The 14,773-nt window shown below is 45.3% G+C and carries 13 protein-coding genes; 3 read left to right on the forward strand and 10 right to left on the reverse strand.

Annotated elements, in window-relative coordinates:
• Positions 1-96 precede the first annotated feature (96 nt).
• The 3 genes from AWB54_RS04690 to AWB54_RS04700 all read left to right on the forward strand — a co-directional run bounded on the left by AWB54_RS04690 (position 97) and on the right by AWB54_RS04700 (position 2,096).
• The gene (locus tag AWB54_RS04690) at positions 97-1,098 is read left to right on the forward strand and encodes a virulence RhuM family protein (protein ID WP_061213463.1); all 1,002 of its coding nucleotides are present in this window, start codon (positions 97-99) and stop codon (positions 1,096-1,098) included.
• Between the two features lie 431 nt (positions 1,099-1,529).
• Positions 1,530-1,772 (forward strand): hypothetical protein, encoded by a 243-nt coding sequence (locus tag AWB54_RS04695; RefSeq protein WP_061213464.1) that lies wholly within the window; start codon positions 1,530-1,532, stop codon positions 1,770-1,772.
• Positions 1,773-1,865: 93 nt separating this feature from the next.
• Entirely contained in the window at positions 1,866-2,096 is a 231-nt protein-coding gene (locus tag AWB54_RS04700; protein ID WP_061213465.1) for a hypothetical protein, read from the forward strand.
• Positions 2,097-2,345: 249 nt separating this feature from the next.
• Here AWB54_RS04700 and AWB54_RS04705 read toward each other — a convergent pair whose 3' ends face one another.
• The 10 genes from AWB54_RS04705 to AWB54_RS04750 all read right to left on the reverse strand — a co-directional run bounded on the left by AWB54_RS04705 (position 2,346) and on the right by AWB54_RS04750 (position 14,635).
• The gene (locus AWB54_RS04705) at positions 2,346-2,552 is read right to left on the reverse strand and encodes a hypothetical protein (RefSeq protein WP_061213466.1); all 207 of its coding nucleotides are present in this window, start codon (positions 2,550-2,552) and stop codon (positions 2,346-2,348) included.
• 121 nt (positions 2,553-2,673) lie between these two features.
• Complete coding sequence (locus AWB54_RS04710) at positions 2,674-2,907, reverse strand: hypothetical protein (protein ID WP_061213467.1); 234 nt, start codon at positions 2,905-2,907, stop codon at positions 2,674-2,676.
• A 130-nt stretch (positions 2,908-3,037) separates the two neighbouring features.
• Complete coding sequence (locus tag AWB54_RS04715) at positions 3,038-5,257, reverse strand: NHLP bacteriocin export ABC transporter permease/ATPase subunit (RefSeq protein ID WP_061213468.1); 2,220 nt, start codon at positions 5,255-5,257, stop codon at positions 3,038-3,040.
• An 11-nt stretch (positions 5,258-5,268) separates the two neighbouring features.
• Positions 5,269-7,416, reverse strand: coding sequence for an NHLP family bacteriocin export ABC transporter peptidase/permease/ATPase subunit (locus tag AWB54_RS04720; RefSeq protein WP_061213469.1), 2,148 nt, complete (start codon positions 7,414-7,416; stop codon positions 5,269-5,271).
• Between the two features lie 10 nt (positions 7,417-7,426).
• Complete coding sequence (locus tag AWB54_RS04725) at positions 7,427-7,936, reverse strand: hypothetical protein (protein ID WP_061213470.1); 510 nt, start codon at positions 7,934-7,936, stop codon at positions 7,427-7,429.
• A gap of 424 nt (positions 7,937-8,360) precedes the next feature.
• A complete protein-coding gene (locus AWB54_RS04730) occupies positions 8,361-9,287 on the reverse strand; it encodes an ABC transporter permease (protein WP_061213471.1) in 927 nt (308 codons plus the stop codon).
• Positions 9,288-10,355, reverse strand: a complete 1,068-nt coding sequence (locus AWB54_RS04735) for an ABC transporter permease (protein ID WP_061213472.1) — start codon at positions 10,353-10,355, stop codon at positions 9,288-9,290.
• Positions 10,333-11,877 carry an ABC transporter ATP-binding protein gene (locus AWB54_RS04740; RefSeq protein ID WP_235811092.1) on the reverse strand — a complete coding sequence of 515 codons (1,545 nt, stop codon included), beginning with the start codon at positions 11,875-11,877 and terminating at the stop codon, positions 10,333-10,335. The genes AWB54_RS04735 and AWB54_RS04740 overlap by 23 nt, the downstream gene beginning before the upstream one ends.
• Before the next feature lie 56 nt (positions 11,878-11,933).
• Complete coding sequence (locus tag AWB54_RS04745) at positions 11,934-13,040, reverse strand: BMP family ABC transporter substrate-binding protein (RefSeq protein ID WP_061213473.1); 1,107 nt, start codon at positions 13,038-13,040, stop codon at positions 11,934-11,936.
• A gap of 566 nt (positions 13,041-13,606) precedes the next feature.
• On the reverse strand, positions 13,607-14,635 hold the full coding sequence (locus tag AWB54_RS04750; RefSeq protein WP_061213474.1) for an HAD family acid phosphatase: 1,029 nt from the start codon (positions 14,633-14,635) through the stop codon (positions 13,607-13,609).
• Between the last annotated feature and the right edge of the window lie 138 nt (positions 14,636-14,773).

The following is a 14,773-nucleotide window of genomic DNA, read 5'->3' on the forward strand; positions in this document are numbered from 1 at the left end:
CCACATGTAAGTAGGAGGTTGTAGATTTTATTATAATTAATGGAAATATTTTGCTGAAACATGTATGATTAATGAAAAGCGTGTAGGAGTGTATATATGAACTCTGAAATTGTAATGTATCAGACTGAAGATGGTTTGACAAAAATAGAAACTACCTTTGACAACGATACTGTTTGGCTTTCTATTGATCAAATGGCAGAGTTATTTCAGCGTGATAAGTCTACCATTTCTCGCCACATTAAGAATATATTCAATGAAGGTGAACTGATAAGAAATTCAGTTGTTGCAAATTTTGCAACAACTGCTGCTGACGGTAAAACATATCAGGTTGACTACTACAACCTGGATGTCATTATTTCCGTTGGTTACCGAGTAAAGTCATTACGAGGAACGCAGTTCAGAATATGGGCCAGCAATGTCTTAAAAGAATACATGAGAAAAGGCTTTGCCATGAATGATGGTCTGCTGAAAAATAATGGCGGCGGAATTTATTTTGATGAATTGCTGGAGCGAATCCGTGATATCCGCTCATCAGAAAAAGTTTTCTGGAGAAAAGTGCTTGATATTTATGCAACGAGCGTTGATTATGATCCAAGAACGGAAGCTTCTACATTATTTTTCAAGACAGTCCAGAATAAAATGCATTGGGCAGTGCATGGAAAGACTGCAGCTGAAAAGATATATTATTCTGCAGATGCGGACAAGCCTTTCATGGGGATGCTGAGTTATAAGGGGGAAAGGCCAGCACAATCGGATGCTTTAGTGGCAAAAAATTATTGTACGGAAGAAGAATTATCTGCATTAAACAGCGTTGTTTCTGCTTATCTTGAGTTTGCAGAAATGCAGGCTCGTAGAAGAATACCGATGTATATGTCGGATTGGCTCGAGACGCTGGATGGTTTTTTGAAATTATCCAAGCATGAAATTCTTACTCATGCCGGAAAGATTAGTGCTAAAACAGCTAAGCAAAAGGCAAAAGAAGAATATAAGAAATTTAAAGCGTTGCATTTAGAGGATGTCTCTAATGCGGAGAAAGATTATATAAAAGCATTGGAAGATATGGAAATGAAGTTGCTGGGTGAGGGTAAAGAAAAATAAGGCATGTTATAGCAATTAGGCGAAGCTCATATGATAATAATTAAACTTTTGACAGCAAAAGATTCATAAATAGTGAATAAATTAGAACGAGAAACCTTGCATTTTGATTGAAGTGTAATCTGTAGCAAGGACTCAAAGTGCTAAACAGCATTTGTCTCTTAGTGATTTATTATACTGAACGGGGAAACCGGGTGGTATCCCCATTCACCCTCCAGTCGAATCCTGTCAGGTGCTCGGGTTGCTCTCCAGCATTGCCCTATCCCCCTGACAGGCAAGATCCAAGTATATTTTACCACGAGTTGGTAATTATATTCCGAAAAAAGCAAATTGAGAAAATCCATTTACACAAAACTATACAAATACCCAGGAGGCTGTAGCATAAGCGGTGTAAACTTCGGGAGGAAGCTAAATGACTTTAGAAAATATCATCAATGAATATGGTGAACAATTACATATACAATCTCTTACTTGCTCTCGTTTGTGGTGTTGAAGGACTTTCCAATAGTGAGATTGCCGTAGTTGATAAAGATCAAATAAAACAGTTAAATAGCCTCGGTAAAAGCTCAATTACCATTAGCCGTAAAAAGAACGAGCGGGCTTATCGCATATCTGTCGGCGGTGGCAGAGAAAATGCTATGCAGATTAAGACCAACCGCTTTGAAGAGTTATTTTAGGGAGATAGTGTTAGCTGCTACTGAACAATATCTAAAACGGGAAAATAGAAGTGATGCTTCCCGATACAGAGGAAGAAGCAAAAAACAGAATGGATGGGGAAAGCCGCAGCGGATACAGAAACAGTTGACGCTCTTAAGGAGTTAAACTTCTATGATAATGGTGTGTTAAGTAGTAAATTGATTCAGCAAATGACACAGCTGAGCAATGCCAATATTGCTAAAATGAGATTTCAAGGTCAAGGTTACAGAGACCACGTGCTTACAGCTAATGAAAAGGCTAATTTAAAAACATTTATAGAGTTATATTATTGTTATGAACACTAGAAGGATTAAGCATTAATATTAACTACCAAACAGGGGGGGGGGAATGGTTCTGACCATACTTTGCTGTAAACGGAATAATCATCCAAAATTTTTGTTAATACTTTTATTGTAGCATAAACAGGGCAACGCTGAGGACGACCCTACGCTTACCACGACTTATACGGTGAAACGGCGGGCAAGTATAATGGTCTAGCGACGGGACAGACCGGTATTATATTCCCAGCTTCCCCGTCGCAATTTATTATGCATTCACATACGGGGTTGTATATGAAAGCAATTACTGCAGGCCGGATAATGACCACTGCCTATATACCGAGGGCATTCATTATTCTGGCCACGTTTATAATGGAATTCAAAGGCCTGCTTATCTAGCTGGGTGCAAAAATAATTCTCGTATTCTTCACGGCCCCCGGATACCTTATTGAGTTCTTGGTCTGAAATTTTAGACTTTTCCATTATTCATTCCTCCATTCTTAATCATAATCTAAACTCGCTGCATTTCTCGGTTTGGGTTTTTTTGGCAAAGCTCGAATTAAGCATCGGAGGAAACTGCCAAGTATTTGCAGCACACCGCTGCCTATTCCATTAACGCAGGGCTTTGTACGTCCGCAGAAAATTCATTATGTCCTGGGTTGTTCTGAGTATGTTCCTGACGTGCTTGTTGCTCATTTGATGGAGAACAACGATGACTCCAGGTGCATCCTGGATATAAACATCTAAGTATGACCGTTACTAATGAATTACCGCGCCCGCCTTGCACAGCTTTAAGCTGCTCTTCCAATAGTAATTGATGGTTTAAATCTTTTTTCATATTGAATTACCCTCCTTCCTCTTAATTATTTTTTAAACCAAAGAAAGCTTTTGTTACCAAAAGTATACTTATATATACGATGAAATTGAAAAAGTAGCTCAGGATGTAAAAAAAAATTTGGTTGACAGCCCTAAAACAGCGTGGTCTTGCCCACAAAAGAGTCATCATCCAGCCTCTGCCTCTCCACCAGTTCGGCGAAATAGCCGTCCTTCTGGAGCAGTTCGTCATAGCTGCCGTCTTCCTTGATTTTGCCGTTATCAAGGACTAAGATGCGATCACAATGACGAATGGTAGAAAGCCGGTGGGCTATTACGATCCGGGTGCTTTTCATAGAATCCAGGGCTTCTGACACTTGTTTCTGAGTGATATTATCCAGGGCCGAAGTGGCTTCATCAAACATCAAAATCCGGGGTTTGGGCACAATCGCCCGGGCGATCATCAAGCGCTGGCGCTGACCGCCGGAAATGCCGCCGCTGCCTTCGGAAATCACGGTGTGCATGCCCATGGGCATGGCCCGAATATCATCGGCTATACCGGCCAGTTCCGCGGCCTGCCAGGCATCGTCTCGCGACAGCCAGGGAGCGGAGATGACGATATTGGAGAAAATGTCCCCGGAAAATAATCGTCCATCCTGGGTTACCGCCCCGATATTCTGCCTTAAGGAGCGCATATCAAGGCGGGCGATATCCCGGCCGTCATAATAGATGGCCCCCCTCTGCGGCGTTTCAAATCCAAGCAATAGCCGCATCAGAGTTGATTTGCCGCATCCGGTTTTTCCGACTATGGCTAGATATTGACCGGCCTTTATTTTCAGGCTGATGTCGTCCAAAACCAGGGGCATTTCCTCATGGTAGCGAAAGGAAACATTGTTTAGTTCAATATTGCCGGACAAGCTGGTTATTATCTGCTTGTTCTCCCCCACTTCCGGCACTGCTTGCAAAATGGGTCCGACCATTTCCATCAGCGGCTTTATATTGGCAAAGGAGGTGGTTACACCGGCCAGAGACATAATGGCGCCGGTTACCAGGCCGAATGAGGCGTTGAAGGCCATGTAGTCGGCAACGGAAACACTGGCCGCCGCGGCGCTGTAATATATGATAATGATCCCGCCCAGGGAGATAGCGCTGGCAACAACCGGCTGTACCTTAATAAGCAGGGGCGGATTGTAGGATATGTCCGCCTGCTGTTTAAAAGTATCCGCCCATTTGGCAAATACACGCCGTTCGGCGCCGGCCAGTTTTATCTTTTGCACACCTGAAAAACTGGCAAAGGTTAGACCGTTAAGCCTGGCATTAAGAGCTATGCGGCGGCGGTTAAGGTTTAGCTCGACTAAACCGGTTATGACGGTAACCGCCAATTGCGCCAGGATGACCATAAGGGCCGGAAACACCAGGGCTGGCGCAAAACTTATAATCTGAAATACATAAATAAACGAAAAAAGTGCGGTGAGTCCGGTTGAAAGAAAGGTATTGGCCAGCATATCGCAGAGCTGCATGATGGCCGAAATGCGCGAACTCAATTCACCGGCGTTGTATTCTTTAAAAAAGGCCGCTGGCAGTAAAAGCAGCCGGCTCATGGCGGCCGCTTCAACGGGGATATTCATTTTGGTCTGCACCCGGGCGATTAAAAGCGTTTTGGTAATTTCAATCAGTATTGAAGATAGGGCAACACCCACCAGCACCAAAGCCACCGGCAGCAGCAGCCCGGGTTCCCCGGCCGGAATGACCCGTTCAAAGATGAGTTTCGTTAAGTAGGGAGTGAACAGGCCCAGGAGGCTTACCCCCAAACTGGCCAGGGCCACCATAAGAATATCCGCAGAAGAAAGGGTATTTAAGATATACTGCAGCAGATCAGTAAGCCCCAGTTGTTTAAGGGGCAGGGGACGGTAGAAGCAAAAGGCTTCTTCTTGCAGCTTATCCTTGGTTTTCCGCGACAGCCTGAGCTTTTCTCCTGTTTCGTAATCAAAGAACTCGTATCCGGCCAACCCCACCGGGAGGAGGGCCACCACATCGCCGCTTTTGGTCTGTCCCAGCATAGGCCCCACAGCATCCCGCCACCAGTTGCCTTGCAGTTTTACCACCCTTCGCATAATCCCGGTTGGACGCAGCAGGTACTTAAGCTGGTCGTTCATGTCCTCTACTTCTTCGGGTAATTCTACTGGTTCGGTATTGTAAAACTTAAGGATTTCCTCGATGGCATTTTTAGTTTTCAAGCGGTCGCTGTTTAAGGCAGACGATATCAGCGATTTGCCCAGAACAACCGAGGAGAGTTGGGCGAAGGCATTTTGAAAGCCTTCCTCGTCATACCGGATTCTGTTTTTTATCTGTTCATCAAACCAGCCTTTGCTCATGGCAGCCTCTCCTATTCAGTGGCAATAAGCTCGGTATAAAGGCCCCCGGCTTGGTATAGTTCTTCATGTCGGCCCCGCTCGACCACTTTGCCCTTATTCATCACGATAATTTCATCACAGTCGCGAATGGTGGACAGCCGATGGGCTATAATAATGCAGGTTACGCCCCGGTCCTTGATGGCCTGTATAACTTCATACTCGGTTTTGGCATCCAGGGCCGAGGTGGCCTCGTCCAGAATGACAATCCTGGGGTCCTGGGCCAGCACCCGGGCTATCTCTATCCTCTGCCGCTGCCCACCCGAGAAATTTCGGCCTCCCTCCAGGACCATGCCATTGTAGCCGTCCTCCCGCTGCATTATTTCCGTATGCAGCCCGGCGTCGCGGGCGGCTAAAATCATTTCAAAGTCTTCAATAGATTTATCCCACATCTTTATGTTATTGCAAATGCTATCCTCAAACATGATAATGTCCTGATCGACTACCGCCACCGATCCGGTAAAAACCTCCCGGCAGATGTCTTCCCGGGCTTGGCCGTCAAACTCGATCACACCGCTCCAGGGCCTGTACAGACCGGAAATCAGTTTGGAGAGGGTGGATTTTCCGCACCCTGAGGTGCCGACCAGGGCAATTCTCTGGCCCGGTTGGACAGTAAGGTTGAAGTTTTTAATCAAGGGTTCTGCCAGCCGGGAATAGCCAAAGGTAACGTTTTTCATGCTAAGAGCCCCGCTCAATTTGTGGTACTCCCGCTCATCGTCCTCAGCCTGGGGCAGGTACTCCACATCGGGTTGGTAATTCATCACATCTTCGATCCTCTCCATGGAAGAACGCATTTCCTGCATACTCTGTCCCAGCCCGATAAAGGCATTCACCGGCGCTAAAAATGAGGCCATGAAACCCTGAAAGGCCAGGAGCATACCTACCGTAAACTTGCCGTTCATGATCAGCATCACCCCCAGCACCAGCACGGCCAGATTGGCAATCTGCTGCAGGGCGCCGGGAACCGCTCCCAGGTACTGATTGAGCAGGGCAAACCTGACCGATGAACTGTTGACCGAAGCCTGGAAACCGGCCCAGCGTTCAAAATAACCATTTTCCGCCCCGGATGCTTTTATGGTTTCAATCATTTCAATCCCGCTCATGGTTGTGGCCATCAGTTTACCGCTGTCGCGCATCTGAGCCCGGGTTATATTCACCCGTTTCTTTGAAATAATACGGGCTACCCACATATTGATGAAGGTAACCGCAAGCCCTACAGCAGTCAGCAAAAGGCTGTATTTTATCATAACCACCAGGTAAAAGACCAGCATAGCCAGGTTTAACAGGACCGGGGCCAGTTGGCTTATCAAGGTTTCGGCGATAAGCTCGTTGGAACTCTGCCGGGCGGCAATATCCCCGGCCATGCGCTGCGAAAAAAACTCCATCGGCAGGCGCAGGACATGCCAGAAGAAGGTGGTGTTAGCCACAATGGCTAGTTTGCCTCTAATTTTTAGCATGTATAGGGTGTTGATAAGAGAAACTATGATCTGAAAAGCGAGCAGGCCGCTCATGGCCAATATAAAGGGATAAAGCCAATCAGGATTGGCACCGGTTAAAATTCGGTCCATAAACACCCGGGCAAAAACCGGGGTCATAACCCCCGTCACGGCGGCCAGAATACCGGTGAGAATTACGAATATTATCGGCACCAGAGTGCCTTTTAGACGGCCTTTGGCAAAATCGAGTACGCTGCGCGGCTGGCCGTCGGCCACAAAATCGTCTGTTTTAGAAAAAGTAAGCACAATGCCGGTAAAGGATTTATTAAACTCTTCCATGGGGACCTCAACCGTTCCCCGTCCGGGATCATTTAACACCGCATAGTTTTTTTTAAATCCGTTTAACACTACGAAATGATTAAAGTTCCAGTGTATAATCACCGGATATTCTATCTGTTTGACATCGTCAAGTTCCAGACGATACCCTGCGGCTCTCATGCCGTAGGCACGCGCCGCCCGCAGAATGTTCACGGCATTGCTGCCGTCGCGGGATACTCCGCAGTCGCTCCGTACTCGTTCCAACGGAACCCATTTGCCATGAAAAGCCAGTATCATGGCCAGGCTGGCAGCACCGCACTCTAAAGCTTCCATTTGCATAACTACCGGGACTTTGGCAATTTTAGGCATGAACTCTCCCCTATTTTAGAAGAAAATCTATCGGTCTGACCGTATCAGTTACAATGTTGATATTTACCAGGGTTTTATCGGGTAGATCAGAGCTGTCCAAAGAAACATCGACTGTTACCGCAAAGCCCTTGGGGGCAAGGGCCTGAGCCAGATAATCGCTCTTTAGCTCAGCGGCAATCTCAGAAGCCGACAGGGGAACAACTCCAACGGAGTCTATATGCCCGTTTATGGCGGTATTCTGGTTAATGGCCTGGACTTTCACCGCCTGCCCGGCTTTTATAGTGCCCGCTTCAGTAATATCAACATAACCCACAGCTTTTCCACTGTTAACAACGCCTTTTGTATGTATACTGGTTGGCAGGCTGCCGGTAAAGCTCCATATCAATACCACTGCCAGCAATATAAACATAGCCATCAAAACAATCCAAATGCTCGGGTTGGATACTTTTATATAATCGTTCAACTGTTCCGGTGAGGATAAACTGTCCAGACTGGCTTTGCGAAAAAGGGTGTTGCTCATCTTTATATCTCTCCCGTAGTAATACTCTTCGGGCAGGGCCTCTCCGCTCTGGTAGTGCCTGGTGCATAGTGTTAAAACTCCTTTTCATAGGCCCAGTATAAGATAGATATAGATAATAATAGATAAAAATTGCTTTATTACCCTTCTCAGTATATCACTGGCTAATATTATAACGCTATAATTATTAGCACAATTATCCATAAAATTATAATTTTCCGCAAAAAAACAAAATAATCAGAGAATTCATCATAACTTAGCGGAGGAAGTTCCTCATACACCTCTTGAGCTTTCGGCATGCAGGGAGTCGGATTGGTGCATAGTACCGATTCTAGTTCACCACATAAACAAACAAAGCACTCAGTAATGATAATCATTCGCTACTGAGTGCCAGGTTACTAATAATGCCGCTGTGTTTATTCCCCGGTCATCGTTCTTCGCGATCATAAGGAACCCCGAGAGCCCGTGGTGCTCCTGCCTCCTGCCGGAGACGAATCGTAACCAGTACCAGTACCAGAATGGTCAACAAATACGGTAACATGGCCAGGAAAAAGGACGAAACATGGATACCGATGGTCTGGATACGAAATGTTAGTGCTTCAACCCCACCGAAGAGGTAAGAACCCAGAAGTCCCCGTAATGGATTCCAGAGAGCAAAGATTACCAGTGCCACCGCAATCCATCCTCGTCCTGCGGTCATATTTTCCTGCCAGGAAGGAGCATAGGCTAAAGACAAATAAGCCCCGCCCAGCCCAGCGAACATACCACCCAATATGGTACATATATACCTTACCCGGCTGACACTGATTCCTACCGCATCTGCTGCCGCAGGGTTTTCACCCACGGAACGTATACGCAGACCCCAGCGGGTTCGAAAGAGGATATACCAGAGGCCAATCGCCAGGATAAGGCTGATATACACCAGAGCATCCTGCTTAAATAATATGGGTCCCAAGACTGGTATATCACCCAGAAGCGGAACTGCTATCGGTCTAAACGGGTCAGCCGCAGGCATGCCCTGATAGCTCTTACCCATGAAACCGCTGATACCAGTACCGAAAATAGTTAAAGCCAGCCCGCTGACCACCTGGTTGCCCCGCAAGGTAACAGAAATAAAGGCATGAATAGAAGCCATGAGTCCTCCGCCCATCATGGCCGCTAATAAACCGTACCAGTGATTCCCGGTATTGCTTGCAAATATAAAGCCCAGAACAGCACCTACTAACATCATTCCTTCAACACCCAGGTTGAGAATGCCAGAACGCTCGGCCATCAGCTCGCCCAGAGCAGCAAAAAGGATAGGAGTTCCGGCTACGATTGCCGCTGCCAATAATGCTATAGTCGCTGATTCCACCTAGCGTACCTCCTCTCTCATTACTACAATGCGATTATTTAAAAAGATTTCCCCGGCCAGCAGGAAGAACAATACTGCCCCCTGCAAGATGAGTACAATTGAGAATGGGATGCCAAAGGTTTGTATGCCAAAACCACCTACCAGCAAAGCGCCAAATAAGAAAGCAACCAGCAGGATGGCAAAAGGATTTAAGCGTGCCAGCCAGGCCACAATGATGGCCGTATAGCCGTAGCCAGGAGAAATGCCCTGCTGTAAACGGTGGGTAATCCCTGAAACTTCAATCATACCAGCCGCACCAGCAATGCCTCCGCTGATGATCATCACCAGGATAATATTCTTCGTAACATCCATACCGGCATAAAGTGCTGCTTCCTGACTCTCGCCGATGACTCTCACTTCATAGCCCCAACGCGTATACTGGAGAACAATAAAGAAAATAACCGCCAGTAGCAGAGCGATGAGCAAACCCATATGTACGCGTGATGTGCCCAGAGTCGGCAGGTATCCCCCAGCAGGAAAACGCGGTGTCAGCGGAAATCCCATGCTGGCTGGATCCTTCCAGGGGCCAAAAACCAGGAAGCTCACCCATAAGATGGCCACATAATTCAACATCAGGGTGGTAATAGTTTCATTTACATTCCAGTAAGCCTTAAGAGCACCGGGAATAAAACCCCAGATACCTCCGGCGGCAAAGCCTGCTATAAACATCAGCGGTAAAAGCAGCCAGGCAGAAAGATCGCCGGCAAACAATGCTGCTCCGGAAGCAGCAAAAGCCCCCATATAAAACTGGCCCTCTGCACCGATATTCCAGAGCTTTATACGAAAAGCCAGTGAGACACCAAGCCCGCAAAGAGCTAAAGGAATTGCCTTCACCATGGTTTCAGATACCGCATAACTGCTTCCGAATGCCCCCCGGTACATCCGCAGATATGTTTCACCCGGGTCGAAGCCGGATAGAGCAAGAAAAACCCAGCCAAACAAAAACGCCAGCACAATTGATAGTATAGGTACACTCACCCTGGCGAAAAGTGAATCTTGTTCCCTCTTAATTAGCCTGAGTCTCAGCATAATGCACTCCTACTTTATTCACTCCCAGCATAAGAGCTCCGATTTTATCTATATCCGTTGATTCAAGATCCAGAACATCATTAATCTGCCCGTCATACATCACGGCTACACGATCAGCAATGCGGAAAATATCATCCAGATCTTTCAAAACGAGAAGAATGGCGGTCCCTTTGTCCCTCTCCTTCAGAAGGATCTGGTAAACAGCTTCTGCCGCTGCAACATCCAGGCCTCGTACCGGATAGGAAGCCAGTAAAACCCTGGGTTCTTGATCAATTTCACGGGCCAGCAAGAGTTTTTGCAGATTGCCTCCCGAAAGATAGTTGATGGGGTGATGAATATCGGAAAGATAAATATTATAATCCTCAACCAGTTTCCTGGTGTAAGCAATTATTTTCTTATAATTAAAGAGTAAGCCTCGCTTAACCTCCCTGCGAGTATAATTGCGTAAAATCGCATTATCCATTACAGATAAATTAGGAACCAGGCCCATACCCAGACGGTCTTCAGGAACCATATAAATCCCTGCTGCCAGGTGTTCCTGGACTGACTGTTCCTGTATCATTTTACCGTCCAGGCGAATTTCTCCCTGCGATGGATTACGCAGGCCAGCAATAGCTTCTAGCAATTCTTTTTGTCCATTCCCGGCTACCCCGGCAATAGCAACGATTTCTCCCGCATGGAGGGTCAGATTAACATTCTCGACTGCCAAATGGCCTTGATCACCGGGAACCTGCAGCTTAGAGATTTCCAGCACCACCTTTTCCGATGACTTCTTACGGTCAATCTGACTGAACTCCACTTCACGAGCTACCATTATACTGGTCAGGGTTTTTTCGTCCAGGTTTTCGATACGGCCGTCAGCCACTACTTTGCCTTTACGCAAAACACTTACATAATCTGCAATTTCCATAACTTCTTTTAATTTATGAGTGATTAGGACCACTGCTTTGCCCTGACCTGACATAAGCCGTAAAACTTTGAACAGTTCTTCTACTTCCTGAGGAGTAAGAACTGTTGTGGGTTCATCCATGATGAGGATGTCACAACCCCGGTATAGCATTTTAAGGATTTCCACCCGCTGCTGTTCGCCCAGCGAAATCTGGTTTATCCTGGCAGCCGGATTTACTTCCAGGCCAAATTTTGCGGATAAAGCTGCGGTCTCCTTTTCAATTGCTCTGTGATTAACTCTAAATGAGGAAGCAGGCGAGCCCAGAACAATATTTTCGGCCACCGTAAAATTTTGTATGAGTCGAAAATGCTGGTATATCATACCAATACCAGCTTCCAGGGCCATTCTGGGTGAACGAAAACGCATCGCTTCGCCTTTAACCTTAATATAACCAGAATCGGGCCGGTAAAGGCCGGCCAGAATACTCATCAGGGTTGACTTTCCTGCCCCATTTTCGCCCAGCAAGGCATGGATCTCTCCCGGGTACACCCGAAAACTGATATGATCATTAGCCTGAACCCCGGGAAAGCTTTTACTTATGTCTAGCATTTCTATTAATGGAGCCTGTCTCACATTTTTCCCTCCAACGAAAAAGGCGGCGCGAAGCCGCCTTTGCCTAACTGGAATTACTACTTGCCAATGTTGCCTTCAACTCCGGCTACGAACCAGTCAAAGCTAAGCATTTCAGCATCGGTCATCTTCTTGCCTTCTGGTACTTTCACAGTTCCATCCTGAGCCTTAATCGGTCCGGTGAAAACATCCCATTCTTTATCTGTCATCTCTTTCTTTTTAGCTTCAACCTGTTTCTTTATATCAGCCGGCACTTTATCACTTATCGGAGCAAGGTCTACGATGCCATCTTCCAGTCCGCCCCAGTATGCTTCACTCTTCCATGTTCCGTCCATAACTGCTTTCACTGTTTTTACATAATAGGGACCCCAGTTCCAGACCGGTGAAGTCAGGTTGGCATTGGGAGCAAATTTGCTCATATCACTGTTGTAACCGATGGAATATTTGCCTGCCTCTTCCGCAGCCTGCTGTGCTGACGGTGTATCCTGGTGCTGTGCAATGACATCACAGCCTGTTTCCAGCAAACTCTTGGCGGCTTCTTTTTCTTTCGTAGGATCAAACCAGGTATTGGTCCAAACTACTTTCACCTTTACATTAGGATTAACCGCCTGCGCTCCCAGGGTATAAGCATTAATACCACGTACGACTTCCGGAATCCTATATGCGGCAACATAGCCCAGGGAATTATTTTTCGTCATAGCCCCGGCGACCATACCGCTCAGGTAACGAGCCTGATAAATACGTCCAAAATAGGTAGAAACATTTTTTTCTGTCTCAAGTCCGGAACAATGTAAGAATTTAACATCCGGATATTTTTTAGCTACAGCCAGAACTGCATCACCGTAACCAAAACTATTGGCTACAATAATATTACATCCATCCTGTATCAGTTGCTCGAGACTTCTTTCCACATCGGCTCCTTCGTGAACATTTTCTAATATTGCGGTTTCAACTTCGGGGATTTCCTTCTCCAGATATTGGCGTCCCTGATCATGAGAATAAGTAAAACCAGCATCTCCGGGTACCCCAATGTAGATAAATCCAACCTTGATCTTCTCAGTATCAGCCTGTCCTTGGTCTTTTTCGGCCTGCCCCCCGCAACCCGCAGTAAAGACAAGCAGCAATGCCAGTACTAACATTAGAATTCCAAGCTTACTTTTTCGCATTTCTTTTAAACCTCCCTTATTTATGCAACCTCTGATTTGGGCGCTTCAGATAGTCAAAGTTTGTTTATTCGACATATCTGCTATAAAATCCTGCCATATCCATAGATGGGAATTTATATTTTACCCTTTTCGCTGCTTCATAGTATAACGCTATAATTATTAGCATAATATTGATGTCACTGCAAAAAGTTATAAATATGCATTAGCGTGCATAAATATACCGCTCGCAGTCTTCGCATGGGCAACACCTGCGGCTTGTCTCGTGGCTCAAGGGGTGCCGCGCTAATCTCCCATCCTGGTCAGTAGCGCTCTCGCGACGTCCTGTCGCTCGCCCCCTTTCGCCTGCTCGCCTTCGCCGGGTGTTGCATCCATGCTTCGCCAACGCTCGCTTTGTATATTTATGCAACCCTCATGCAACAAAAGGGGTTTTTGCAGTAGAGTCAATATTACCTATGAAATTATAATTTTCATGGGTAAAAAGGTTACTGTAGGGGGTTTATATTCACCATCCTGCCGTAATAAAACCTCATAGCCGGCATGGTCCAGGTCTTAGGGATATTATAAGTTTACAAGCCTGATGAATCAGTCCTCAACAATATTTCTCTTCTTTTTTCTACAGTTTCTTCTATACTCAATCCTTTTTTGTTATTCACCATAGTCTTCTCCCAATCGCCATACATTGGATTAGGTAAAACTATAAACTTCTTACCCCATTTTTCTTTAAACTCATCTACTGCCTTAGCTCTACCTGCTAAACCTAAAGAAGGTGAAAATGCATCAGAAAAGTCTTCTAAATTATCGCCCATTAGTAATACTACATTGTGATTTTTTTCTACTAAATTTCTTCTACTCTCTTTACTAGATGGAGTCCCATCTTCTCTTACCATTAAATATTTTTTATCCTTTGCAGGAAATCCAAGTTGTTTTAAACTTTCTAAAGTAGACCCCTTAATTCCAGGCCATCTATTTGTAATGTAGAATGCTTCTCCTCCATTATCCACAACATAATTCAAAAATTCTACTGATCCAGGTATTGCCTCAGGGGCATCGGATGCAATCCATTCTTCCCAAGCCTGAGTAGTCCATTCTCTACCACCTATTAATTGACATGTATAAGAAGTACTATTTATTAGAGTATCATCAATATCAACAATAACTGCTAATTTTTTCTTTGACTTATTTTCATCCATAGCTTTATCAAACATCATCCTGGCTAAATTAAATGCTTGATAACTGTTAGCCCTATTTTCACTAGACATTAACCATAGGGTTCCCGATACATTTTGCTCTAACAATGGACTACTTGATATTTTACTGCCATCTGTAATAATAACTTGATTATTTTTGCCATCCCAAGATACTTCTTTATTATCCTGTTCGGCAAAAGTTCTAAGGGGAACATAAGTTGTTCCATTATGAACGAATGGCTTTTCATCCTCGCCAAAACTTATCTCTTTGCCATTCAACTGAATTATAATATCACTATCGCTTACCTGTATGATTCTAAGTAATGGTTTAGCAAACACTGTGCTAGTCATGAGGGCAATCATCAATAAAGTAATAATTAATGTCCTTTTATTCAAACTACGTTTCATTATTACCCCTCCATTCATAATAGTTTGTCAGAACATTGTGTTTAAGGCATGATAATAGGAAGCAAAAAGAACGTCCCCTTGCTTCGCATGGAGAAATTAAATTCGCCATAGAATTAAAGATGCCCATTCTGAATTTGC

It is taken from the genome of Syntrophomonas wolfei subsp. methylbutyratica (genome assembly GCF_001570625.1).
Taxonomy (GTDB): domain Bacteria; phylum Bacillota; class Syntrophomonadia; order Syntrophomonadales; family Syntrophomonadaceae; genus Syntrophomonas; species Syntrophomonas methylbutyratica.

Excerpts from the sequence above, each read along its gene's own strand:
- AWB54_RS04690 (WP_061213463.1), top strand. The coding sequence starts at position 97 with ATGAACTCTGAAATTGTAATGTATCAGACTGAAGATGGTTTGACAAAA.
- AWB54_RS04715 (WP_061213468.1), bottom strand. The coding sequence starts at position 5,257 with ATGAGCAAAGGCTGGTTTGATGAACAGATAAAAAACAGAATCCGGTAT.
- AWB54_RS04710 (WP_061213467.1), bottom strand. The coding sequence starts at position 2,907 with ATGAAAAAAGATTTAAACCATCAATTACTATTGGAAGAGCAGCTTAAA.
- AWB54_RS04695 (WP_061213464.1), top strand. The coding sequence starts at position 1,530 with ATGAATATGGTGAACAATTACATATACAATCTCTTACTTGCTCTCGTT.
- AWB54_RS04700 (WP_061213465.1), top strand. The coding sequence starts at position 1,866 with ATGGGGAAAGCCGCAGCGGATACAGAAACAGTTGACGCTCTTAAGGAG.
- AWB54_RS04720 (WP_061213469.1), bottom strand. The coding sequence starts at position 7,416 with ATGCCTAAAATTGCCAAAGTCCCGGTAGTTATGCAAATGGAAGCTTTA.
- AWB54_RS04705 (WP_061213466.1), bottom strand. The coding sequence starts at position 2,552 with ATGGAAAAGTCTAAAATTTCAGACCAAGAACTCAATAAGGTATCCGGG.
- AWB54_RS04745 (WP_061213473.1), bottom strand. The coding sequence starts at position 13,040 with ATGCGAAAAAGTAAGCTTGGAATTCTAATGTTAGTACTGGCATTGCTG.
- AWB54_RS04725 (WP_061213470.1), bottom strand. The coding sequence starts at position 7,936 with ATGAGCAACACCCTTTTTCGCAAAGCCAGTCTGGACAGTTTATCCTCA.
- AWB54_RS04735 (WP_061213472.1), bottom strand. The coding sequence starts at position 10,355 with ATGCTGAGACTCAGGCTAATTAAGAGGGAACAAGATTCACTTTTCGCC.
- AWB54_RS04750 (WP_061213474.1), bottom strand. The coding sequence starts at position 14,635 with ATGAAACGTAGTTTGAATAAAAGGACATTAATTATTACTTTATTGATG.